Consider the following 22,879-nt stretch of genomic DNA (forward strand, 5'->3'; position numbering starts at 1 on the left):
AAAGATCATTTTACTGTTGCAAGCTCATTCAAATATTTTTCCAGCATGGTAAATCCATCTGTTCCAACTTTATTGCTGTCATTTGCATCATTAGGATTTAAACCATTTTTCTTTTCCCATTCATCCGGCATTCCATCTTCATCAGTATCTACTGGTGCAGCTCCACTTTTAAACTCACCCCAACCGCCGACTGCAGCAGGTGAATCAATAATGCCTGCTTTACCAAACACGCCCATCCCGGTGGCTTTACCTGTTCTTGTTTCATTCACTACCCTTTCATCCACCGCATCTCTTTTAGGCAACACCGCTCCTGCATTTTTTAATACCGCTTCATAAGCTTCTTTAGCGTTCTGCACCGGGATGTTAAGAGTAATATCAAAAGCTTTTTCAACTATAGCATCTTTTGGATAATTCTGTTCTGATAAGTCTACTCCTTTTGAATTGTTTTTTGTTAATGACTTATCACCTTCCATTATATTTCCATCCAGGTACCATTGCCCGGTTCCTTTGGCTTCCTTTACATTGTAATTGGCGTGCACAAATTTTAATTCACTGGCAGTGGCAGGTCCTGGCTTGTAATAATTGTTCACCATATTCACCTGCGATACACCACCTGCAATATTCACTTCGCCGCCATAACAGGCATTGGCATTGCCCCAGTTATAAATCACATTGTTGCGGTAATCGATGATCGCCATTGTATCATGCGCCCTTGCACCATCAAAGCGAACCGCACGGCTGTTCTGGTGTGCAATTAAATTATGATGATACGTTGCATACTGCCCACCCCATACACCGCCATACGAGCGATGCCCTTTCTGATGACCGGCTTCGTACAATCCTTCGCTTACAATACACCATTGCACCGTTACATTTTTGGTATCGTACATAGCAGCACATTCTTCATTGGCCCAGCTAAAGCTGCAATGATCAATGATCACATCATGGCAGTTCTCCATATCAAATCCATACAGGCCGGTCTTTAAAGTACCGCCGGGACGTGAGCGGATATAGCGGATGATAATATTTCCATGATTACCTTTTGCAGATGCGCCATTCAAAATAAGCGACTGATCTTTTAAACAGATACCATCACCCGGCGCCGTTTGTCCTGCAATAGTAAGGTTACTGCGTTTGATCTGGATCTTCGTTTTCAGTTCAATGATACCCGATACTTTAAAGAATAACTATCAAGGGCTCACCCGGAAATTGTTCCAGCGCATTGCGGAAACTGCCTGCACCGTCATCATTCAGATTAGTAACTGCCACCACTTTCCCACCGCGACCACCTGTGGCATATTTACCAAAACCCTCTGCACCGGGAAAAGCGATTTGTTGTGCAGACACGATTTGCTGCAGGAACAGTAATGATATGATAGAAAATAATTTCACTTTATTTTTTTTAAAATATTGTATCGAATTTAATAGTGGTTTTATAAAATCTTATAAAGTAACAATCAAAGTTCCCCGGAATTTATCCCGCCCTATGCGGGAGGGGGCAGGGGCACTCCTCCTTCTTCACTACTCTTATAAGCTGCTTCCATACATGCCATCGTATCAATACAATCCTCCACACTATTATCCGGCTGTTCGATCTTTCCTTCTGCCGCCTGCATCATTTGATCCATACTACCAATAAAAGCATGCGGGAACCAACTCCCTTCAATTTCTTTTTTCTGCCATTGTGCTTCTTTTCCTTCTTCCAGTAATATAAATTCAAAACTATCCGCTGCTCCTCTTGGATAGTTGATCAACGCCCCGAAGTTGATAATAACAGCGCCTTTGCTGCCTTCGATCTTGATATAGGATTGCTGCTTGGGTATGCCGTAATTATGGCAATGATTGGTCAATATATTCGCCCTTATCATATCGCCATAGTCCATAATGATATTACTTCGTACGGAAGATAACTGCGGCATGGCAGGATGTTTCGTGGTCTTGGCATACACCGATTGCGGGTTACCCAGCAAATTTCTTACAAGGTCGATATAATGAATACTATGGTACAATATCTCCACCCTCGGCGCAGCCTGTAAAAAATCCCATATATGCCACGGCGTGTACACGTTCACGTTAATTTCAATATCATTCAATTCACCCAGCAGGCCTTTATGTATAAGATCTTTTACCGCTAATATATAAGGCGCATAACGCAATTGAAAATTAATACCTGCACGGATCTTTTTTTGCCTGGTAAGGTCCAGTATTTCTTTTGCCGCAGTATAATTTTCGCCCATAGGTTTTTGCAATAATACGGTGGCGCCTTCCGGCAACTGGTTTAATATCGGGATGGTTTGCGAACCGGGAACAGCTACATCAAAAACAGCATTTGCCGGTGCATGTTTCACCATTTCTTCCACACTGAAAAAAACATGGGGGATATTAAAATTGGCCGCAGTGGCAACCGCTTTTGTATGATCGATATCATAAATACCCAGTACGGTAAAGCCCGCAATTTGGTAAGCGGGTAAATGCGCCGCATTGATAATGCTACCTGCACCAATGATATAAATGGGTAATTGTTTTGAAGATAAAGGCTTGTTATACTGCATTGTTTGTTCCAATTATTTAACTCCTCCCAGGTAATTACCATAAGTTAGCAATAATACGGCAGTAATTAAAACCAGTAATGCAAGAATTAACAAACGCATAGTATTTGCGCTGCAGTTTTTCCATTCCTTCATGGCAAGGCCTGCAATGGTACTGAATAATACCAGCATCACCATGTGTATGGCCCAGCTGGAAAAATCGTATTTGCCCATGCGCACATGTCCCAGTCCGTAAAAGAAAAACTGCCCGTACCACAGCAAGCCTGTTAATGCAGACATCAGGTAATTAATGATCAATCCTTTGTTTTCTACAGCGAAATATTCTTTAAAGGTCTTTTGTTTATTATGCAGGTACAAACAATATAATAAGGTTGTTACAAATGCCCCGGAGTTGGAAAAAATATAGATCACATTGCCTTGCAGATCGCCTGCACCATACTTTGCTGCAACCTCGGCAATGGGCTGACCGCGGTCAATGGAAAATCCATAGAGTGCAGATAAGATACCAGCCAGTAAACAAAGCGGCAATCCTTTTGCCAATGAAAATGTCGACCTGGTGGCATCTGCAGATCCGGCGCTGTTATTACCTCCAATATTTTCTACCGCGATCTTATCAGCAATATTTTTTTCAATATCCTTTTCTTTATTCCTCCCGGCCATGCCGCACAATGCAATACCAAAAGCACCCAACACAATTCCCGAGATCAGGAAACCGGAACCGTAACTTTCTAATATGGTTCCAAGTTTGCCATCCACCAATGGTGGTAATAAAGTACCGAGTACACAACTGATACCTACTGCAATGGCATAAGTGAGTGAAAAACCAACATATCTTATTGCGATACCGAATGCTGTACCCCCAATGCCATAGGCCATACCCAATAAAAAAGAATGGATCATAGCAGATGAAGGCGCTTCCTGCAATACCGTGAACAGGTTGGGAATGGTTGCCAGTGCCAACACCACCGGCAATGCCAGCCAGCATACAAATGCCTGTGCCAGCCAGTAAGTTTGCCAGCTCCAGCCAATCACTTTTTTTTGCGGCGTATAACACAATGCAGCGCTGGAAGCTCCTGTAGCATGTAATAAAACCCCGTTGATCAATTCCATTTTATAGCTGCGTTGTTTTTATAGATGGTAAAATTGCTGTGCGTTATTGTAAAAAATTTGCTCGCTTTCCTGTTGATCCACCAGGCTGTTCACCACCGTGGTATAAATGTTCCACAATTTGCTGTAACTGCCCGCCAGCTGCGATACCGGCCAGTCGCCACCGCAAAAGCAACGCTGTGTGCCAAAATGCTCCAGCGCAAATGCTATATAAGGCTTTACATCTTCTGCAGACCAACTGTCATGGCTACCCGAAGTAGTACCTAATCCTGATATTTTTGCATAGAAATTTTTATGTTGCGCCGCCGTCCGCATCAATTCGCCCCAAATACCAAATTTTTCTTTTGTTTTAATAGGTGGCTGGCTCAAATGATCGAATACCATTTTTAAAGCGGGTATCTTGTGCGCCACTTCCAGCGCCGTTTCAATATGAGCAGGTAAAACGGCCACTACATCAAAAGGGATATCTTTTTCTGCCAGCAGTTTTAAACTGTCCAGCACCGCAGGTTGCAGCAACCATTTGGTATTGGGCTCATCATGCACCTGGTGCCGGATACCTTTAAAATATTTTTCCTGCAGGAATTTTTCTTCTAAAAGCTGCTGTGTTTTGGCAGTATCCATCAATGGCAACCAGGCCACCACACCGCTTATCCAGTTGGTGTTGCGTGCAGTATCCAGCATCAGTTCAGTATCTTCCATATTACTGCTGGCCTGTACCAGTACACCACTGGTAATCCCCACCGTATCTATTTCAGGAGTTAATTGTTCGATCTGCCAGGTTTTATTGAGGATAGAGGTATCATTTTGCAACCATGGGTATGCAGCTTTCTGCAGATCCCATACATGAATATGTGTGTCAATTATCTTTTGCATTTCATCGCAAGAATAAAACCGTTGTACTTATTTTTCCTGGAAAACTTTTTCCAGTTCAAATTGTTTATCGATCACTTCATTGTGTTCGCCCAGTTGCGGCGCCCCCCTGTCAGCACTTAAAATATTCCCATCCACCCGCAAAGGGCACCGGGTAGTGGTTACTTCCAAACCGTTACTCGTTGTAACAGTTATTTCCATATTCAGCACTTTATATCCTTCCTGCTGCATTAATTTATCATAATCCATCACAGGCGCACACCATATATCCGCTTTTTCCAGCACGCCCAACCAGGTTGATGTGCTGTTGGTCAATAAGTGATTGGCCAGTATCTTCTTTATATCATCCCTTTTGTTGAACCAGTCGTTGCTGTCGTTAAACTGTTTCAATGGTTCGCATTGCAATAATGTTCCCAGCAAAACAATATCACTCATCGCCAATGCTATATAGCCATCGTTGGTTTTATAGATACCGTATGGCGCTGCAATATACGCATGAGCACTGTTCACTGCTCCACGTACCGGCAGTTGTTTGCCATCATTATAATAGGCAGTCAATACCTCGAACTGGAAATCTAAAATGCTCTCCAGCATATTCACCTGCACTAATGCGCCCTGGCCGCTCACAGCCCGTTTGTACAGGGTGGCTAAAATACCCTGTGCAATATGTGTGCCTGCCATGATATCCACTACGGCCACCCCCATCGGTGTTGGGCTTTCATTGTTATTATTACTCAACCATGTTAAGCCCGATGCAGCCTGCAGCAACAGGTCTTGCCCCGGCAGGTCTTTCCACGGCCCTTCATTGCCAAAACCACTGATCTCTGCATAAATAATCGAAGGATTGATCTGCTTCACAGTTTCATAATCCAACCCGATACGTTCCATCACCCCGGGACGAAAATTGTGCATCATCACATCGGCCTTCGTGAGTAACTGTTTTATTTTTTCCAGGTCGTCCGCATCTTTAAGGTCGGCTGCATAGCTTTGTTTGTTACGGTTGATCGCATGAAAAATAGTAGATTCTCCTTCTATCATCACATCCGAAACATACAATTGCCGGCAGATATCGCCGGTACCCGGTTTCTCGATTTTTATTACCTGTGCCCCCATATCTGCCAGGCGCAATGCTGCAGAAGGGCCGGATAAAAACTGGCTGAAATCAATTACAATAATATCGTCTAATAAGTTCATTGTTTATTGTAACGAAAGATCGTTGATAATTTTTTTATTGTGTTCCCCCACCTGTGCCGCCTGCTTATCTGCATATAGCCTTTCCCCATTGATCCTTATCGGGCAGCGGGTGGTGATCAATTGTTTACTGCCGGTATGGATCACCTGTTCCATCTCCAGCACTTTATAAGCTTCGTGCTCCAGCATCTTTTCCCAATCCAGCACTTCCATCGCCCACATGCCTTTTGCCTGCAGCAATAATAACCAATGTGCCGAATGCTGCGTGATCATAAAATCAGCGAGTACCTGTTTGATCTCATCTCTCTTTTTAAAAGCATCTTCCTGCACAAAATGCGCTAATGCAGTGCATTGAATGGCTTCCGCCAATTTCGGTATCTCCATCATAGCTAATGCAATATAGCCATCTGCCGTTTGATAGATGCCATAAGGTGCACTTAATAAAGGATTACCATTATTTACTTTACTGCGCTGCGGCTGCTGCTTGCTGGCATAGTAAGTGGTCAATAATTCAAACTGGAAATCAAGCAATGATTCCATCAAACTTATTTCAATTAATGCACCAATATTCTTTTTCTGTCTTCTTATCAATGCGGCCAGTATACCCTGCACCAGTTGTGCACCGCATAAAATATCCGCAATGGAAATACCAAATGGCACAGGCCCATTGGTACCATTACCGGTTGTAAATGCAAGGCCGGTGATGGATTGCAGCAAAAGATCCTGTCCCGGTTTATTCTTCCACGGACCTTCTTTGCCATAACCGGATATCACTGCATAAATGATCCGCGGATTGATCTGCTTCAACGCTTCGTAACCCAGCCCCGTTTTTTCCATTACACCGGGCCGGAAATTATGTATCACCACATCCGCCTTTGCCACCAGTTTTTTTACGAGTGCAATATCTGCTTCATTTTTAAGGTCGGCAGTAAAACTTTCTTTATTGCGGTTAATGGTATGAAAGAGTAATGAATTATCATCCACCCATAAATTCTTAATGGCCAGTTTTCTGCCGGCATCACCTTTACCAGGTCTTTCAATTTTTATAACCCTTGCACCAAGATCTGCCAAACGCAGCCCTGCCGAGGGACCGGAGAGATATTGGCTGAATTCCAATACCACTAATCCTTGTAGCGGCAGTTCCATCATAAGGCAGCAATTGTTTTTTTATTGATCCTGCTTTGTTGGTATATCCTGTTCATTTCTTTTATGGTATTAACAGCATCGTTGTTATTCATCAGGCATTGCTGTAAGGGCGCCCCTGCATGATCCTGGAAATGTAAGTAACCATTGTACCGTGGCCTTATATAACCATTGTCCATCACAGGCAACACAGTTGTAAAAAAATCGTTGGTCAGTGCATTGGCAGCTGCATCGGTCCAGGCACTGCGGTGCCCCGGTTGCCCGCCATGCTGCACATACATCGTACGTTGCATGGATGGCGATACGATCCATGCTGCAAAATCCACCGCAGTATCTTTATGTTGACTGAAAGCGGAAACAGCAATACCCGTTCCGCCAATAGTAGTTTGTAATTTTTTATTGTTCACCTGCACCACATCTGCATAGTGCAATAGTTTTTTTGCATAGCCCGTTCTTGAATAATTAGAATAGCAATAAGCAAAAGGACAATACCAATAATCATCCGTACTGCTCATCAGTTCTGCTACAGCAATGGGATTGCAGCTGAACATTTTTTTATCTACCAGCGAGTACAATTCCTTCATCGTTTCAATGGCCTGCACGCCGGTTTCCATATCGATCACTTCTTCTTCGTTTTCAAAAGGCGTTTTGCCGCAGGCGATGCAGCAACTGTAAAAATTCATCAGCAGGTCAATGGGGATTGCGGGTACCGCCACTTTACCCATTTTTGCCAATGCAATTACATCTTCCCATGTCTGCGGGATAGCGGTATTATTTTGTTGCAGCAGGTCTTTACGAAAACTGGCCGCAGGCGTGGCCGCATCAATGGCCAACGCCCACTGTTTATTCTTATAATTATAACTTTCGTGTGAGCGGCCTACAGAATGATCCAGCTGATCCTGCAAATATTCAGGAGCAAGATATTCATCCAATGGCAATACACAATTGGTTGCGGCTGCACAGCCCACCCATGGATGATCGATGATCAAAAGATCGTATTGCTCTGTTAATTTTTCTATCGGGAAATCGGCAAACTCCTGCAGCGTACGTTTCTTCCATTGTATCTCCACACCGGGATGCAGTTCGCTGTAACGCTGTGCAGCAGCCAGCAGGGGTGTGATGCCCCGGCTATGCCCCCATGTTATGCCCTGCAATACAATTGCCATTACGCTTCTTTTTTGTTTACCAGTAAAATATGTTCGCAAACCATTACCAGTTCATTATGCTGGTTATAGGTTTCTACTAATTCTGTCACCAAACCATACCCCGGTTTTTTATGGTCCTTTTTATCTTTTATGGTGATAGTGACCTTTATCGTATCATTAATGAACACCGGTTTTATAAAACGCAGTCTTTCGTAACCGTATGTCATCGACACTTCGTTGATTACATTGGCAGTAAGGCCCACCGCAATGGTAAATATCAAAGTACCATGAGCGATACGCTTTTTAAAAGGTTGGGTCTTGCACCATTCTTCATCCATGTGGTGGGGGAAAAAATCGCCGGACTGGCCTGCATGAATTACAATATCAGTTTCGGTAACTGTGCGCCCGTTGGTGTGGCGTATATCATTCAGTTCAAATTCTTCAAAATACTTTTTTACAAACATGTCGGGTCTGTTGCCTGCAGTTTAGTTATGGCGTCTTTAACCAGGCTAAGATCGTATGCTGTATAATAAGCGATGTTTCAGGTACGGAAGCAATATGAATGATCCAGTCATACAGCAATTTTACTCCATAAACACAACAGTTATACAATCGTTGGCCTGCAAAGTTTTTAATATAAAAAACACCTGCAAAACAGAACTTCAAATTAAAACCATACCGCCCGATTTTCAATGTAAGGTTTTACTGTAATGATGGCAGATTTTACTATATAAGCACGGTCCCCGTTAAGTTGTTAGGAGGCAAAGCCGTATTTTCACGGTCGCAATCAATATATTTGTTGAAAGCATCCCTCGTATATGAAATACCTGAAGCTGTTATATGTGCAAGTATTGATCGGCATTGCAGCCGGTGTGCTGGTGGGACATTATTTCCCCGAATTTGCACCCAAGGCCAAGATCATCAGCGATACTTTTATCAATGGTATCAAGATGATGATCGGCCCCATCATATTCATCAGCATTGTACTGGGCATTGCGGGTTCAGGCAGCCTTAAAAAAGTGGGTCGTGTAGGCGGCAAAGGTTTGCTCTATTTTGAGATCGTGACCACGCTGGCCATCATTGTGGGCGTGATAGCTGCCAATGTCATCAAACCGGGTGCCGGCGTGCCATTACCGCATGATGCAAAACCAGTGGTAACAGGCGATGCACAAAGCATGGACTGGCTGGAATTCCTTTCGCATATCGTACCTTCTAACATCGTGGAATCATTTGCCAAAGGCGAAATTGTGCAGATACTTTTCTTCGGGGTATTATTTGCGATTGGTTTGCAAAAACTGGGCGAAAATGGAAGATCCATCACTGCCGGTTTTGAAAAGATCAATAAGATACTCTTCAACGTCCTGCACATCATCATAAAAGTAAGCCCCCTTGGTGCATTTGGCGGTATGGCATTCACTGTAGGCAAATATGGTTTTGCAAGCCTGGGCGTGCTCGGCAAATTACTGGTCACCTATTATTTGACCAGTCTTATATTCATCTTTGTTATTTTAAATCTTATTGCAAAATTCTATGGTTTCAGCCTCTGGAAACTACTGGTATATATAAAAGAAGAATTACTGATCGTATTGGGCGCCAGCAGCAGCGAATCGGTATTGCCCAATATTATGGAAAAGCTGGAAAAGGCAGGATGCTCCAAAAGCGTCGTAGGCTTGATCATTCCCGCAGGCTATAGTTTTAACCTCGACGGCAGCAGTATTTATTTAAGCCTGGCCACCATTTTTTTAGCACAGGTTTTTAATGTTGATATGAGCATTGGCCAACAGTTAAGCGTGATCGCCATTTTAATGATCACCAGCAAAGGTGCAGCAGGAGTAACGGGCAGTGGTTTTTTAGTACTTACATCGACCTTAACAGCATTAAAAATAATTCCCGTGGAAGGATTGGCATTGCTGGTAGGTGTAGACCGCTTTATGAGCGAAGGAAGGGCGCTTACCAATATCATTGGCAATACAGTTGCAACCGTGGTGATCGCCAAAAGCGAAAAAGCCATCAACACCGATCAATACAGCATCGTGGTGGAAAAGAAAAAAGCGGTTACAGGCTGAAATGTATCGACTTGAAATTGCAGCCACCCTCGTCTACTTTCAGGCGGATGACATGTTTTCCTTTTTTCAACGTGTAATTACCAGCGCTTAGTTTTTGCCAGTTGTTGGCAACCGGTATCACAGGCACATCAACATTTGTCCCGATCATTTTATCGTCGCAATACAGCGAAACCTTTGCAGCAGATTTTCCTGTCATTAATAACTCCAGCTTATAATTCCCTGCTTTTTTTACGACTACAGTGTATTGCAGCCATTCGCCTTTGTCCATATTATTTACAAAGTATCCGCCGGTACTATCCCTTGTAATATCCACACCGTCGTTGCGGTAAACGCCGCCTTTATTACCCACACTTCTTACACCCGATACATGATAATCGGCAGTATCATTGTCCATATAAGCAGCGCCATTTCTGCCCAGGTCATAATCAGCCGCATCAATGCTGCTGCTGCCACTCACTTCATTATTTTTAAAAGGAATGGCTTGCATTGTAAAAGGCTGGCGGAACATGGCGTCGATCACATCTTTATGAAAAACAACTGATCCTGTTTTTAAACCAGCTGCTAATTGCATTAATCCATTGTAAGCTTCATCAGCCGAGGGTTTGGCAGCGCCGCTGTTGAAATAAGCCAGTATCTTTTCATAACCGGGGTTCATCTTTACTTCAAAAGGATTGTTGTTGCCGATCTTTTTCAATGGCCACCAGGCCCAGCCGATATTATTGGTCTCAAATAAATGAATGGCCTGTGTATACCATACATTCGAGTTCTCGCCCGTTTCGCCTACCCATACCGGTACATTATACGTATTGCGTGCATCCAGTATATGCTGTATTGAAGCCGTGTTATTATAGTTCCAGTATTTATGAAAACTCAACACCATATTATTATCCCAGGGCGGCAAAATACCTTTATAATTATTACCCCAGCCATTGCCTTCAATGATGATGATATGCTTTTTATCCACTTGCCTGATGGCCGCAGTGATTTCTTCCATTAATTTTTTGAGTGGAGCATTGTGTTGTTCTTTAGTACCATTAGCATCATTCTTCAGATCATCAAAACCCCAGTTGGGTTCGTTGATGATATCATAACCACCAATATAAGGTTCGTTCACATAATGCTCCGCCAGTTTTTTCCATAATGCGATCATTTTTTTCTGGTCCGCTTCACTATCCCATAAAGAAGGTTGCATATTATCCCTGTCGGCAATATTCAGGTCATTGCCCTGGCCGCCCGGTGCAGCATGCAGGTCCAGTATCAAATACATACCATTGCTTTTACACCAGCTCAGTAAACTATCGGTCATTTCAAAACCTTTGTTCAGCCAGGTATTTTCGCCGGCTACTTTTTCGTCTTTAACCGCCAAAGTGTACAGGTTATAGTGCATGGGCAGCCGCACCGAATTGAAGCCCCATTCTTTCAGCGAATCAATATCCGCCTTAGTAGTATGATTGGCCAACCAGGCATCATAAAATTCCTTGGTTCTTTCAGGGCCAATTAAAGAATCGATGCGCTGCCTTATTTTATGCTGGCGGCCATCGCGGTACACTTTCAGCATATAACCTTCCTGCAGCATCCATCCGCCCAGGCCAATACCTCTCAGCAATACATTCTCTCCTTTTTCATTCACGATACGTTGCCCATCGGTCTTTAAAAAACCCTGGGCCTGCGAATGAACATTCGCCAATACCAGTAATACTGCAATAAAAATTTTAGGTAAGATCAGCAGGCAATTATTTTTTCTTTTCATAAAAGCAACATCGTTAATTATAAAACGGTTCGTGATACAAATAAAATCATTGGCTATTAAAAAACTGTTTTAAACACTACATCATTAATACGTCAGTATATCTTTTCCAGCTTAATAGAGGCAACAACACTACATCATCAATGATTATAACAATTATCGGCCATGTTTCAACCTTTCTTTCAGCTGTGCCATGAACAGCGAAACAGGTTGCAGTTCTTTATCATTCTGCAACTCCCACTTTGTTGCAGGCCTTCCTTTGAACCTGCCTTCGTAAGCCACCGCTTTTAAACCAATGCAGTAATTCTTTCCCGATACCCATGGATCCTGTATCGCCGCTTTGGATGCTGTGCAGTTCCAGATCACTTGTGTTACACCTGCCCAGCCATGACCCGTGCCCCAGTTGCCACGGTCCTGCACATTGATCTCTCCATCCGTTACAATATTATCATACAAAGTGCCCATGGCCCAGCGGTGATGCGGACCAATATCGGCATGCGCATTCTTTGCAGTGCAATGATAAAAAACATTCGGCCCCGCTACTTTTGCGCCGGTCACATAATCGTGCCTGCCTTCAGTAGCATGGCAGTTCATGAACAAATTCATCTGCCCGTCGTTATTGAATGAATAGCGGCGGCCACCGATGATCTGCGATTTTGCATCGAAGCAATTACAGCTGTCCACCGTGATCCATTTACTGAAATTGCCCAGGTTGACACAAGAATATCCGAAATACCTGGAAGTAACATTCTTGATCCAGCCATTTTCAATGCGGTTAAAACTGATGGCATCCCATCCATGATTTTCCGCCGTATCTGATGCAAACTCCGATTCCATATACAGATCTTCCACTGCACATTTCGATATTCTTCCTTCAAAACTGTATTTATATATTTCGCCACCGCCATATTTTGTTTCCATCTGCATCACTACCGGGTTATCAATATAGATAGTGTTGCCGGAAATTTTAGTAATGATCCTTTCAAAACTCAGGTCATATTCAGCAGCCGTCCATTGCTTGGTATCTTCTTTAGGAACAATTTTATTCATCTGCAGGTCATTGATCCATTGATCGGTGCCCGGCCTTAACAAAATAATAGCATCACCTGCTTTTAATCCCTCTACGCTATTCAATGTAAAAGACTTTGCTCCTGTCGGCACATAACTATCTGTGATCTTTTTCCTGGTAGAAGGCAACTCCTTTACAGATCCTGTTCCTGAAACAGCGATCAAACTATGCTGACTGTTACCAACAGCTATCAATTTTGTTTCATTGCCCTCACCACGCAACACAATACCCGAAGCGTTGATCCTAATAGTACCATTAATTTTATACAGCCCTTTTTTCAACAAAACAGTTCCACGAAAGCCTTCTTTATTAAGACTCATTTTTGAAAGTTCATCAATAGCAGCCTGTATAGCCAGTTCATCATTATTACCCGTAGCTGTTACTGTTTTTACAACAGGTACACGGGGTATGGCAGCATCACCCCTGTAATAACCCACCCTGCTGAAATCGGGAATAGTATTGCACATCGAATCGGGTATGTACTGCAGTTCCCCATTAGTTTTTACTTTAACTACAGCAGATTGCCAACTCTTCTGTGCGGTCGCATGTATCGAACAAAATGCAGCAATAACAAATAGTACGCTAATTTTTTTATAGTAACGCATGCAATACACTATTTCATTTGTTTAGAACGCAGCAGCGCTTCCAGGAAATAATAATCAGCATAGATCAATGGCACATCAATTTCGCTTTTAGCAGGTTTGTGCCCGGTGCTGTGCAATAAGATAAAACCACCATTCTGTTTTTGTGGAGAAAGATAAGAAGCACATAATTTTTCCAGTATCCCGTTGGCTACGGCACGGTAATGCTTGTCATTACTATATGTATGCAGCTCGTACAATGCTGATGCCGCGATTGCTGCCGCAGATGCATCCATCGGTTCATTGGGTATCAACGGCGCATCATAATCCCAATAAGGAATTTTATCTTTGGGTAAGCGACTGATGATATAAGCGGCAATTTTTTCTGCCTGCTGCAGGTAAACAATATTCTTTGTTTCACGATAGCACATAGTGAATCCATATAACCCCCACGCCTGTCCGCGGGCCCATGCCGAAGAATCACTGTAACCCTGTGCTGTGATCCTTTGCCTTACTGCACCTGTTTCAGGATCGTAATCCACCACATGATAAGAACTGTTATTGGGCCTGTAATGATTTTTAATCGTATTATTGGCATGGCTCACCGCTATCTTATAAAAAGAAGAATCACCGGTTAGTTTGGTGGCTTCAAAAAGCAATTCCAGGTTCATCATATTATCAATGATCACAGGATATTTCCATTTGCTGTCACTTGCAAAATCCCAGGATTTAATTACGCCTGCAACAGGATTGAACCGGCCAGCCAGTGTTTTTGCAGATTGAATGATCACATTCCTGTAACCTGTATCACCGGTCAATCGGTAAGCATTGCCAAAACTGCAATACATCATAAAACCAAGATCGTGTGTGCCGCCAAAAAATTGCACCGGCGTCAACGCAGCCGTATATTTTTTTGCAGGAGGTAACCATTTTTTATCCTTCGTAAACTCGTACAGGAACCAAAGTTCTCCCGGGAAAAAACCGCTGGTCCAGTCCTGCCCTTTCACCAGTTTTAATTTACCCTTATCCAAAGTTCTCGGGCTCACCAGTTCTGCACCTGCTCCGGCAGCTCTTAAAGAATCAATTACCGAAAGCATATAACCTGCCTGTACACCCGCATTATCAAACTGCTTACTTACATTTATTTTTTGTGCAGCACAACTCTGCATCAACAGCAGCGCAGGTAAAATAATTCCTGCACAGCACAAACTTCTTTTCATTCTCATATGCATATTCTTCATTTAATCGATCCTGATCAATTGTATGGCATTTAAAACCGGCTCGCCTTCCACTGCCTTAAAGCTTACGGTAATACCGGAATTATTCACCACGTTCACCACCGTTCGTTTAGTAATGGCCTTTGCAGCGCCATACTGTTTGGCAATATTAAAATGCTCTAAAAATGGTACATTATTCACATTTACATTAAAGATACGTTTCACATTATCTTCTTCCCGCCCTGTATCAGATAAATTATAAGGAGGCGTTCTTACAACACCGCCCTGCAATTCTGCAAAATGAAGCACCAGTTCGTATTTGCCCGCAGGCACATCAAAACAATATTCTTTAATACCCACCAATTGTGTTTGATAGATAGGATCATCATCCGTATCTAAAATATTTTTGTCGGTACCATAAGGCAACCGTCCGTTGTTATCAATAATAAAAGGTTTACCACCCACGCAACCCCAGCTGCCTGCACGGTAAGGCTGATCCGGTATCCATAATTGTTTGGAAGAATCAGTAAAATATCTTTTAGCACCCAGCAGCACATTCAATTGTTTGAACACTGTTTTTTTATCATCGAGGTTATAAGGTTGTAATTGAAAATGAATATTCATAACATCCTTATACAATTTACCATTGCTGTAACCACTCACTTCAACCCTGTTTGCACCATTTACAAAGGGCACATTCCAGGTCGCCAGGTAATTACGCACATTGACATTTCCAATTTCTTTGTCATTTACTTTTAAAGACAATACCTGGAGGTTACTGGCTACCTGTAACGGTTGTACGCAGAAATTTCCGGCGCTGTCAGCAACACCTGCCCTGTTCTCCCAGCCGGATGAAGCGATCTTCACAAAAGGCGTTTTTAAAAAACTGGCCTGGTATAAAAAATAAGGATCTTTCGGTACCCTGTCCCAGGTAAGCAAACCTTTGTTATTGATATGCGGCATGGATTCTGTCCTCGTCTCCGAATTAAAATCTGCCAGGTTCCACACCACCGCCCCTGCCACAAATGGGCGCTTCATGATCTCGGTGATATAGAACTGGTGAAATTGAGTGGTGTACTCTACACTCTTATCAAAACGCAAAGGCTCCATACTCCTGATCCTGTTATCCGCATCCGCACCATACTCCGTTATCATGAAAGGCTGGTTGGGTAATTTTTCATGATGCCTGTCTAAAAATGCAGGAAAATCTTCCTGCTTGGCGCTATACCAGCCCGAATATAAATTCCATCCTGTTATCATGGCAATGGTCGTCAGACCATTCTCCTGGTAGCGGTTAAAATCAGCATGATTGGCGATCATGGTATAGCGGTAAGGATCTTCCTTGCGGGTAATACTGTCCAGCGAACGTGCCAAAGCTGCGATCGCAGCAAAATATGTTTTTTGTTTATCCTTGTCGTTGGTATAATGCGGTTTTAAAAATATCTCGTTCATATAGCACCAGATGATCACAGAAGGATGATTATAATTCTGCCGTATCATTTCCACCTGCATATCCATACAGTTGCGATAGAAATTTGCAGATTCTGTGATCTCATTTACCACCGGTATTTCTACAGAAGTAAGCAAACCGATACTGTCGCAGGCATCCATTACAGCCGGGTCTTGCGGGTAATGCGCCACCCTGAAAAAATTGGAGCCTGCATTTTTAATAAAGCGTACATCCTCCACCGATACCTTCTTGCTCACCGCATTCCCCATTCCTTCATAATCCTGGTGGCGGCTGGTGCCGATGAGTTTATAACTTTTCCCATTCAGAAAAAAACCTTGCCCCGCATCAAATTTAAACCAGCGCAGGCCCAATGGGTTTTTCACTTCATCCAGCACAATGCCTGTTGCTGCATCAGTGATTGTGGTAATTACACTGTACAAATAAGGATCTTCCGGCGACCATAAATGCGGCGTGCCCACATCATTCAGCTGTTGCGAAAAACTACCCTCCTGTTTTGCATTCACAGCAATTACAGAGGAAATGGTGGCCACTTGTTTATGTGATCGGTCCAGCACAACAGAACTGATCTTAAGATTTTTTTTCTGTGATGTGGTATTGATAAATTTTCCTTTAACAGCCGCCATGGCTTTTTTTTCTGAAACGGATGGCGTGGAAATATAAACACCCTTGCTGGCATTATCTGACAATGAAAAATGCACGTCACTGGTGGCAATTAAATTTACACAACGATAAATACCGCCATAAAAAGTAAAATCAGCGGATAAGGGAGGGATATTTTCATTAAAACTATTATCTACCTTAACAACGATCTCCGCTTTATTGGAACCCGTTTTTATAAAAGGAGATACCGGTACACAGAATGCGGTATAACCACCCGTATGACTGCCGGCTTTTTGCCCATTCACATAAACTTCCGTTTGTTGATTGGCGCCTTCAAAATAAAGAAAGAGATTTTTGTTTTTCAGCGCAGCGCTGATATTGATCGTTTTTTTATACCATCCTGCACCACGGTAATAACCCGGTACATCATCCATCACATCATCAATATTCCAGGTATGCGGTAAATTAACTGCCTGCCATTTTACAGCAGCATTGGCAGCATTCACCGTATAATTATCTTTGGAGAATTGCCACGCATCATTCAAAGGCAGAACCGTTCGCTGGGCATGTACCGAAACAGCCACGAAAAGCATAAGGGAGGATATAATATTTTTCAATGGCATAGTTTCAAAGTATGCCGGAGCAGCGATCGCTGCCCCGGCAATGTGTTTATAAATATTTAGTTGATCTGAACCGGTCTCCTGTAAGCTGTTGAAAATATATCCACGTCAAATTGCGTGGTGATATTATCCAGCATCTGTATCTCGAACTTGCGCACACCCGGCGCTGTATTGTTCAGCAGCTTTACATAAATGGTGTCCATTGCCTGCACCGCTTTTGGAAAGATCATGGTGTAAGTGGTGTCCGAAGAAGGAAGGGTATTACCATTCTTATCCACGATATTATAATCAACACCCCTCACTGCAGGTGGAGTGATACCGGATGTGGTAACAGCATATTTTGCTACTGCATCATAATCCCTTACAAAAGTGGAATAGAATTGCACCGGCAGTTTCAGCAAAGTGGTTTGCGATCTAGTAACCGTTACACCGGTATTATTATTGGGCACAAAAATGGCATAGTAATGATGTGCCAGTTCGTCTACGCCTGCAGGTGTGTCCCGGTTCTTTTCGCAGGCGGTAAATAATATCACGCCAAAAAGCGCAACCATGATATATTGTAATGATCTCATTGTTTTACGGTTTTAGTTAATTACCAGTTAGGATTTTGTGTTACGTTACCGCCACTCAGCGCAATTTCGTTAATGGGAACAGGATACAGGTAATCCCTGTCTACCCTGAAACTCCTGGTGCTGGATGGTTCTACTATCAGCACGTTATCACTATTCAGGTTCAGGCTCGATTGAGAAGTACCCACCCATTCAGCAGCAATGAATTTGGCGCCCAGCAAGGTTTGTGGCAATACGGTCTCTGCTGTTTTCCAGCGGATAAGGTCATCATAACGGAAACCCTCCAAAGCCAGTTCCACCGTTCTTTCCCTCCTGATCTCTTCCCGCATGCTTAAACTATTTGTAGTAACAAAAGCATTGGTCAGTTTGGCTGTAAAGCCCGCCCTTGTTCTCAATGCATTAACAGTAAGATTAAGATCAGCATCGCTGATGCTGCCGTTCAACTCAAATTTTGCTTCGGCATAGATCAGTAACACTTCAGCATAACGGATCAATATCCTGTCCACCGTTCCCGCATTCACAATATTCTGGTCGATGGTATTGAACATTTTTTTAGGCGCAATAGCCGTTCTGATACCCAAAGATGTTTTAGGTATCCACGGACCCTGGTACGCCACATCTCCGGCACGGAAATAGGTCATGCTCACACGGGGGTCCCTGTTGTCCAGGATCGTGTTATAGCTGGTTTCATTGGCTTCCGGTACAAATAACGGGGATCGTGTAGCCGATGCCGTTGTACCATCCACATTGAAGGCAGGAAGGCCATCGCTGTATAAATACTCCCGCAACAGGTTACGGGTAGGCGCCAGCTGGCCGTTCTCAATATTCCTCGACTGGTTGTGACCCAGTAACAGGTTAGCATTACTTACACCATAAATTTTTACAAAAATATTTTCGGTATTCGTAGGGCCTTCACCCGCCTGTATGAACAAACCATTGTAATTAGAGAACAACACATGCCCTTCTCCCATCACGTTGGTGGCAGCCGCAATAGCAACATTCAAATGATCCTGCCAGTTGGCAACCGTGTTATGAAATTTTCCCCTGGTACCTTCATACAAAGCAACCCTTGCTTTTAAAGCCCATGCGGTGCTCCTGGTAACTCTTCCCCATTGTGCAGTAGGCAGGTCGGCCCTTTTAGGCAACCACTGCGCTGCAAAATCAAGGTCATCATAAATTTGTTTTACCACATCCACCCTTGCAGTACGCGGCATGGTCAATTCAGGAGAAGTAACCAGTAATGTTTTCAGTAGCAAAGGAACATCTCCATACAGTTTTACCAGTTTGGAGTAAGCATAAGCCCTGAAGAAACGGGCTTCGCCATAATAACGGTTCCTGATAGCATCCGTAACTTTTGCCTTGCCTGCTTTTTCTAAAATATTATTGGCAGTAAAAATTTCATTGTAACGGTCATTCCAGTCGCCGCTGGTATTGGGCACCGACCTGTTGCCGGTACTTACAGAATTGGGCGCTGTATTAAGTGCATCATCGGCCCTGTTATCGATCCAGTCGCCGGGAAGCTGCTGGTACAAACGGTTACAGGCATTCATCAGGTCCGTTTCGGTATTCCAGAAATCAGCATCACTGAATTTTGTTTCCGGCAAACGGTCGATCTTACAACTGCTGAACATCAGTATTGTCAGCAGCATGTATATGGATAAATTATGTAGCTTTTTCATTGTTGTAATTTGATTAAAGTGAAATATTAAGACCAAACGCCACACTGCGGTAGAAAGGATAAGTAGTGGCACCCACGTTGTTGCCCACTTCAGGATCAAACACGCTCAGCACCTTGGTGCTTTCCCACAGGTCCTGTCCTGATACATACACTTTCAGTTCCCGCATATATTTTTTTCTAACCGGTATCGTATAACTCACCTGTATGTTTTTCAAACGTAGGTAACTGCCGTTTTGCACCCACCTGTCTGATGGTTTGTAGTTATGCGAACTGGTTTGATACATTCTTGGAAAGAAAGCATTGGGGTTGGTTGGTGTCCATCGGTCCATGTGAATGGTCCATGGCATATCAGCTGTACCCAGTATTGGTGACAGTGTTCCTTCACTGATCAAAAAACTTCTTTTTAAAGCGCCCTGGAAGAAAACAGAAAAATCAAAACCTTTCCAGGAAGTACCCAGGTCAAAACCATAGGTATAGCGGGCATTGGTGGTACCCAGCATCACCAGGTCTCCCGGATCTTCAGGTGTACCTTTACCTGCATCGATCTTACCATCACCATTCAGGTCAAGGTATTTGATATCACCAGCTTTAGGATTGGCGAAGAAAGGATAATTAACTTTTGCTTTGTAAGCAGTTGCTTCCGCATCGCTTTGGAAGAATCCATCTGTTTTATAACCCCAAACCGTGTTCATGGCATAGCCTTCCATCAATGATACCACACCACCTGTTCCGATAGAATTCTTTCCATCGTATCGAACCAAACGGTTCTGGTTATCCGAAATATTAAATCCAACACGGTACTCAATTTTTTTGCCGATCCTGTCCCTCCACCTGATCTCTAACTCACTGCCCCAGCTTTTCAATTCACCCACATTGGCCATCGGTGTATTGATACCAATGATATTCGGAACATTCAAAGTAGCCAGCATATCCTTATTACGCTTTACATAATAATCAGCAGTAACGGTAAGGCGGTTCTTTAAAAGTCCCAGGTCGAAACCAATATTCGATTGCTGTACTGTTTCCCAGGTAATATCCGGTGCACCCAATACATCCTGGTACAGGTACTGTGTACGCACACCATTGAATACAAGATTACTTGAAGTAGACAAACCACTGGTAAGCAATGAAAGGTAATCGTAGTAACCGATAGCGCCGATATTACCCAGCTGACCCCACGAACCCCTGATCTTTAAATTGCTGATCATCGGGATATCTTTCATGAATCTTTCTTCACTCAGCCTCCATGCTGCAGATACAGACGGGAACAACTGCCAGCGGTTATCAGGATTCAGTCTTGAGCTTCCATCATAACGGTAAGAAGCTTCTAAAAAATATTTGCTTTTGTAGTTATAATTCAAACGGCCGAAAGCAGAGCCCAGCGCCCATGTTTCCACGTTATCTTTCGCTGTAATAGTTAAAGGATCTGCATAGTTCAGGCTGAAGAAATCGTTGGTGATCATCGATTTTCCGCTCGCAGTAAATTCATCCTTACGGTACTCCTCAAACGAAGCGCCCTGCAATAAAGTCAACGAATGATCCCTGTATTTGAAATTATAAGTAAGATAACCCTGCAGGTTATTCTGGTAGGCTTTGTTCTTTTGAACCGTGATACCATTCGGCGTATTGATACTGAAACGTACCGTAGCAGTACTGCGGCCATACCAGTATAAAGTACGGGCATCGTTCTCCATATTGTACATGCTCTGGTTGCGCCAGCCGATCACATCCAGCGTTAAACCTTTCACTACATTCTTAACCTGCAGGTTTATTTTGCCGGTAAAAGTTTCGTAATTGCGGGTTTCCTTACCGGCATTCTTTTCAATATCCACTGCATTTACCTGCAGGTCGCCATTGTAAATATTACCAGTAACATCTTCTTTAGGTACATACAATGATTGACGGGTACGGCTGCGGTACAACCGGTCAATGATCTGGTCGGTACCATAACTGTTCTCGTTGGTGAACGAACCGATATAACCGGCATTCACTTTCAGGCTCACATATTTGCTCAGTTCAGCATTTACATTCAGCTTGAAATTGTAACGGTAGTTATCATCGGGACCATAACGCAATACACCATCACGTTGATAATAACTTCCGGATACGAGGTAGTTCAATTTTTGTTCGCCACCGCCAACAGAAATAGAATGGTTCTGCTGGTGGTTTATTTTATCCATCCCTTCTTTGATCCAGTTGTTGTTGCCATAATATTCCCAGCGGTCAGCAGTTGGATTGGGACGATAGGAGAAATTTGGATTTTTCAGCCACTCGATCTGTTCATCACTGAATTCTCTTGCACCGGTAGCATTAAAGCGGGCTTCATCGATCAGTGTCTGCTCGTCCCAGGAGTTCAAACGCTCCGGCTGGCGTGCAGTAATATTGATCCCATAATAAGTAGTAAAATTCACGTTTGTTTTACCGGCACGTCCTTGCTTGGTAGTAACCAGTATCACCCCGGCAGCTGCCCTTGCTCCATAAATAGCCGAAGCAGAAGCATCTTTTAATACCGTGATCGTTTCCACATCATTCGGATCAAGCAGGTTGATATCCTGTTCCACACCATCCACCAGCACCAAAGCATTGGCATTATTGGCAGATGTAAAACCACGCACCCGGATACCATAACCTTCGGAACCGGGTTTACCGCTGCCCCTTAACACCGTTACGCCGGGCATCACACCCTGCAAAGCGCCGGTCACGTTAGGAACGGGGCGATTGATCAATTCTTTACCGCTTACCTGTGCCACAGCACCACTAAGATTTACTTTACGTTGGGTGCCATAACCCACCACCACAACCGCATCAATGGTTTGAGAGGAGGAAGACAACCAGATATCAATAGTGTTATTATTTCCTACCACGGCAGTTCTTGTAACAAAACCGGTGGAAGAAAAACTAAGGATAGCGCCGGGCTCCACGCTAATAGAGTAATGGCCCTTACTATCCGTGGTAACGCCCTTTTTAGAGTTACCAATGGTTACACTCACTTTTTCAAGCGGTGCACCGGTAGAATCTTTTACAACACCTTCCACCGTTTTGGCCTGGGCAAATAAAGATTGCCCGCCAAACTGGAGCAGGAGCAAAAGTGAAAACAGCCGGAGCCATTTTCCAAGGTTTAATTTTTTTTGTACGCTCATACAGCATTCGTTTTAGCAGATGAAGAAATTGGTTGATTTAGAATAAACAAACAGTTCTGCAGGGATACCCTGGTAGTACATGTTATGTTTTGGGGAGAAGCGGTAGACGGATTGTC

General features: G+C 43.4%; 17 protein-coding genes. 1 reads left to right on the forward strand and 16 read right to left on the reverse strand.

What is annotated here, in order from left to right; genetic code table 11:
• Positions 1-5 precede the first annotated feature (5 nt).
• From QM738_RS16470 to QM738_RS16510, 9 genes are all read right to left on the reverse strand, one after another.
• Positions 6-1,061 carry a hypothetical protein gene (locus tag QM738_RS16470; protein ID WP_462277825.1) on the reverse strand — a complete coding sequence of 352 codons (1,056 nt, stop codon included), beginning with the start codon at positions 1,059-1,061 and terminating at the stop codon, positions 6-8.
• A gap of 115 nt (positions 1,062-1,176) precedes the next feature.
• On the reverse strand, positions 1,177-1,392 hold the full coding sequence (locus tag QM738_RS16475) for a hypothetical protein (protein WP_462277826.1): 216 nt from the start codon (positions 1,390-1,392) through the stop codon (positions 1,177-1,179).
• A gap of 92 nt (positions 1,393-1,484) precedes the next feature.
• The gene (locus tag QM738_RS16480; RefSeq protein ID WP_462277827.1) at positions 1,485-2,552 is read right to left on the reverse strand and encodes a Gfo/Idh/MocA family protein; all 1,068 of its coding nucleotides are present in this window, start codon (positions 2,550-2,552) and stop codon (positions 1,485-1,487) included.
• A 12-nt stretch (positions 2,553-2,564) separates the two neighbouring features.
• Positions 2,565-3,659: an L-rhamnose/proton symporter RhaT gene (locus QM738_RS16485; protein WP_462277828.1), complete on the reverse strand. Its 1,095-nt coding sequence runs from the start codon at positions 3,657-3,659 to the stop codon at positions 2,565-2,567.
• 18 nt (positions 3,660-3,677) lie between these two features.
• Complete coding sequence (locus QM738_RS16490) at positions 3,678-4,529, reverse strand: amidohydrolase family protein (RefSeq protein WP_462277829.1); 852 nt, start codon at positions 4,527-4,529, stop codon at positions 3,678-3,680.
• 27 nt (positions 4,530-4,556) lie between these two features.
• Positions 4,557-5,720 carry a CaiB/BaiF CoA transferase family protein gene (locus QM738_RS16495; RefSeq protein ID WP_462277830.1) on the reverse strand — a complete coding sequence of 388 codons (1,164 nt, stop codon included), beginning with the start codon at positions 5,718-5,720 and terminating at the stop codon, positions 4,557-4,559.
• 3 nt (positions 5,721-5,723) lie between these two features.
• Complete coding sequence (locus tag QM738_RS16500; RefSeq protein ID WP_462277831.1) at positions 5,724-6,866, reverse strand: CaiB/BaiF CoA transferase family protein; 1,143 nt, start codon at positions 6,864-6,866, stop codon at positions 5,724-5,726.
• Positions 6,863-8,026 carry an extracellular solute-binding protein gene (locus tag QM738_RS16505; protein ID WP_462277832.1) on the reverse strand — a complete coding sequence of 388 codons (1,164 nt, stop codon included), beginning with the start codon at positions 8,024-8,026 and terminating at the stop codon, positions 6,863-6,865. Before QM738_RS16505 ends, QM738_RS16500 begins: the two co-directional genes overlap by 4 nt.
• Positions 8,026-8,469: a MaoC family dehydratase gene (locus tag QM738_RS16510; protein WP_462277833.1), complete on the reverse strand. Its 444-nt coding sequence runs from the start codon at positions 8,467-8,469 to the stop codon at positions 8,026-8,028. Before QM738_RS16510 ends, QM738_RS16505 begins: the two co-directional genes overlap by 1 nt.
• 354 nt (positions 8,470-8,823) lie before the next feature.
• Between QM738_RS16510 and dctA the strand changes: the two genes are divergently transcribed.
• The gene (gene dctA, locus QM738_RS16515) at positions 8,824-10,071 is read left to right on the forward strand and encodes a C4-dicarboxylate transporter DctA (protein WP_462277834.1); all 1,248 of its coding nucleotides are present in this window, start codon (positions 8,824-8,826) and stop codon (positions 10,069-10,071) included.
• Here dctA and QM738_RS16520 read toward each other — a convergent pair.
• The 7 genes from QM738_RS16520 to QM738_RS16550 form a co-directional block, all read right to left on the reverse strand.
• Positions 10,061-11,821 (reverse strand): cellulase family glycosylhydrolase, encoded by a 1,761-nt coding sequence (locus tag QM738_RS16520; RefSeq protein ID WP_462277835.1) that lies wholly within the window; start codon positions 11,819-11,821, stop codon positions 10,061-10,063. The two genes, dctA and QM738_RS16520, sit on opposite strands and share 11 nt — an antisense overlap.
• Before the next feature lie 153 nt (positions 11,822-11,974).
• A complete protein-coding gene (locus QM738_RS16525; protein ID WP_462277836.1) occupies positions 11,975-13,492 on the reverse strand; it encodes a hypothetical protein in 1,518 nt (505 codons plus the stop codon).
• An 8-nt stretch (positions 13,493-13,500) separates the two neighbouring features.
• Positions 13,501-14,700 (reverse strand): glycoside hydrolase family 88 protein, encoded by a 1,200-nt coding sequence (locus tag QM738_RS16530; protein WP_462277837.1) that lies wholly within the window; start codon positions 14,698-14,700, stop codon positions 13,501-13,503.
• Between the two features lie 9 nt (positions 14,701-14,709).
• Positions 14,710-17,349, reverse strand: a complete 2,640-nt coding sequence (locus tag QM738_RS16535; RefSeq protein WP_462277838.1) for a glycoside hydrolase family 2 TIM barrel-domain containing protein — start codon at positions 17,347-17,349, stop codon at positions 14,710-14,712.
• Between the two features lie 86 nt (positions 17,350-17,435).
• Positions 17,436-17,948, reverse strand: coding sequence for a hypothetical protein (locus tag QM738_RS16540; protein ID WP_462277839.1), 513 nt, complete (start codon positions 17,946-17,948; stop codon positions 17,436-17,438).
• Between the two features lie 20 nt (positions 17,949-17,968).
• On the reverse strand, positions 17,969-19,624 hold the full coding sequence (locus tag QM738_RS16545; protein ID WP_462277840.1) for a RagB/SusD family nutrient uptake outer membrane protein: 1,656 nt from the start codon (positions 19,622-19,624) through the stop codon (positions 17,969-17,971).
• A gap of 13 nt (positions 19,625-19,637) precedes the next feature.
• Positions 19,638-22,763 (reverse strand): SusC/RagA family TonB-linked outer membrane protein, encoded by a 3,126-nt coding sequence (locus tag QM738_RS16550; RefSeq protein ID WP_462277841.1) that lies wholly within the window; start codon positions 22,761-22,763, stop codon positions 19,638-19,640.
• Between the last annotated feature and the right edge of the window lie 116 nt (positions 22,764-22,879).

This window comes from Ferruginibacter sp., assembly GCF_049840995.1.
In the GTDB taxonomy this organism is placed as follows: domain Bacteria; phylum Bacteroidota; class Bacteroidia; order Chitinophagales; family Chitinophagaceae; genus Ferruginibacter.

What these genes read in the sequence shown, in the direction of transcription:
- QM738_RS16480 (WP_462277827.1), bottom strand. Translation starts at nt 2,552, where the DNA reads ATGCAGTATAACAAGCCTTTATCTTCAAAACAATTACCCATTTATATC.
- QM738_RS16485 (WP_462277828.1), bottom strand. Translation starts at nt 3,659, where the DNA reads ATGGAATTGATCAACGGGGTTTTATTACATGCTACAGGAGCTTCCAGC.
- QM738_RS16490 (WP_462277829.1), bottom strand. Translation starts at nt 4,529, where the DNA reads ATGCAAAAGATAATTGACACACATATTCATGTATGGGATCTGCAGAAA.
- QM738_RS16495 (WP_462277830.1), bottom strand. Translation starts at nt 5,720, where the DNA reads ATGAACTTATTAGACGATATTATTGTAATTGATTTCAGCCAGTTTTTA.
- QM738_RS16500 (WP_462277831.1), bottom strand. Translation starts at nt 6,866, where the DNA reads ATGATGGAACTGCCGCTACAAGGATTAGTGGTATTGGAATTCAGCCAA.
- QM738_RS16505 (WP_462277832.1), bottom strand. Translation starts at nt 8,026, where the DNA reads ATGGCAATTGTATTGCAGGGCATAACATGGGGGCATAGCCGGGGCATC.
- QM738_RS16510 (WP_462277833.1), bottom strand. Translation starts at nt 8,469, where the DNA reads ATGTTTGTAAAAAAGTATTTTGAAGAATTTGAACTGAATGATATACGC.
- dctA (WP_462277834.1), top strand. Translation starts at nt 8,824, where the DNA reads ATGAAATACCTGAAGCTGTTATATGTGCAAGTATTGATCGGCATTGCA.
- QM738_RS16520 (WP_462277835.1), bottom strand. Translation starts at nt 11,821, where the DNA reads ATGAAAAGAAAAAATAATTGCCTGCTGATCTTACCTAAAATTTTTATT.
- QM738_RS16525 (WP_462277836.1), bottom strand. Translation starts at nt 13,492, where the DNA reads ATGCGTTACTATAAAAAAATTAGCGTACTATTTGTTATTGCTGCATTT.
- QM738_RS16530 (WP_462277837.1), bottom strand. Translation starts at nt 14,700, where the DNA reads ATGCATATGAGAATGAAAAGAAGTTTGTGCTGTGCAGGAATTATTTTA.
- QM738_RS16535 (WP_462277838.1), bottom strand. Translation starts at nt 17,349, where the DNA reads ATGCTTTTCGTGGCTGTTTCGGTACATGCCCAGCGAACGGTTCTGCCT.
- QM738_RS16540 (WP_462277839.1), bottom strand. Translation starts at nt 17,948, where the DNA reads ATGAGATCATTACAATATATCATGGTTGCGCTTTTTGGCGTGATATTA.
- QM738_RS16545 (WP_462277840.1), bottom strand. Translation starts at nt 19,624, where the DNA reads ATGAAAAAGCTACATAATTTATCCATATACATGCTGCTGACAATACTG.
- QM738_RS16550 (WP_462277841.1), bottom strand. Translation starts at nt 22,763, where the DNA reads ATGAGCGTACAAAAAAAATTAAACCTTGGAAAATGGCTCCGGCTGTTT.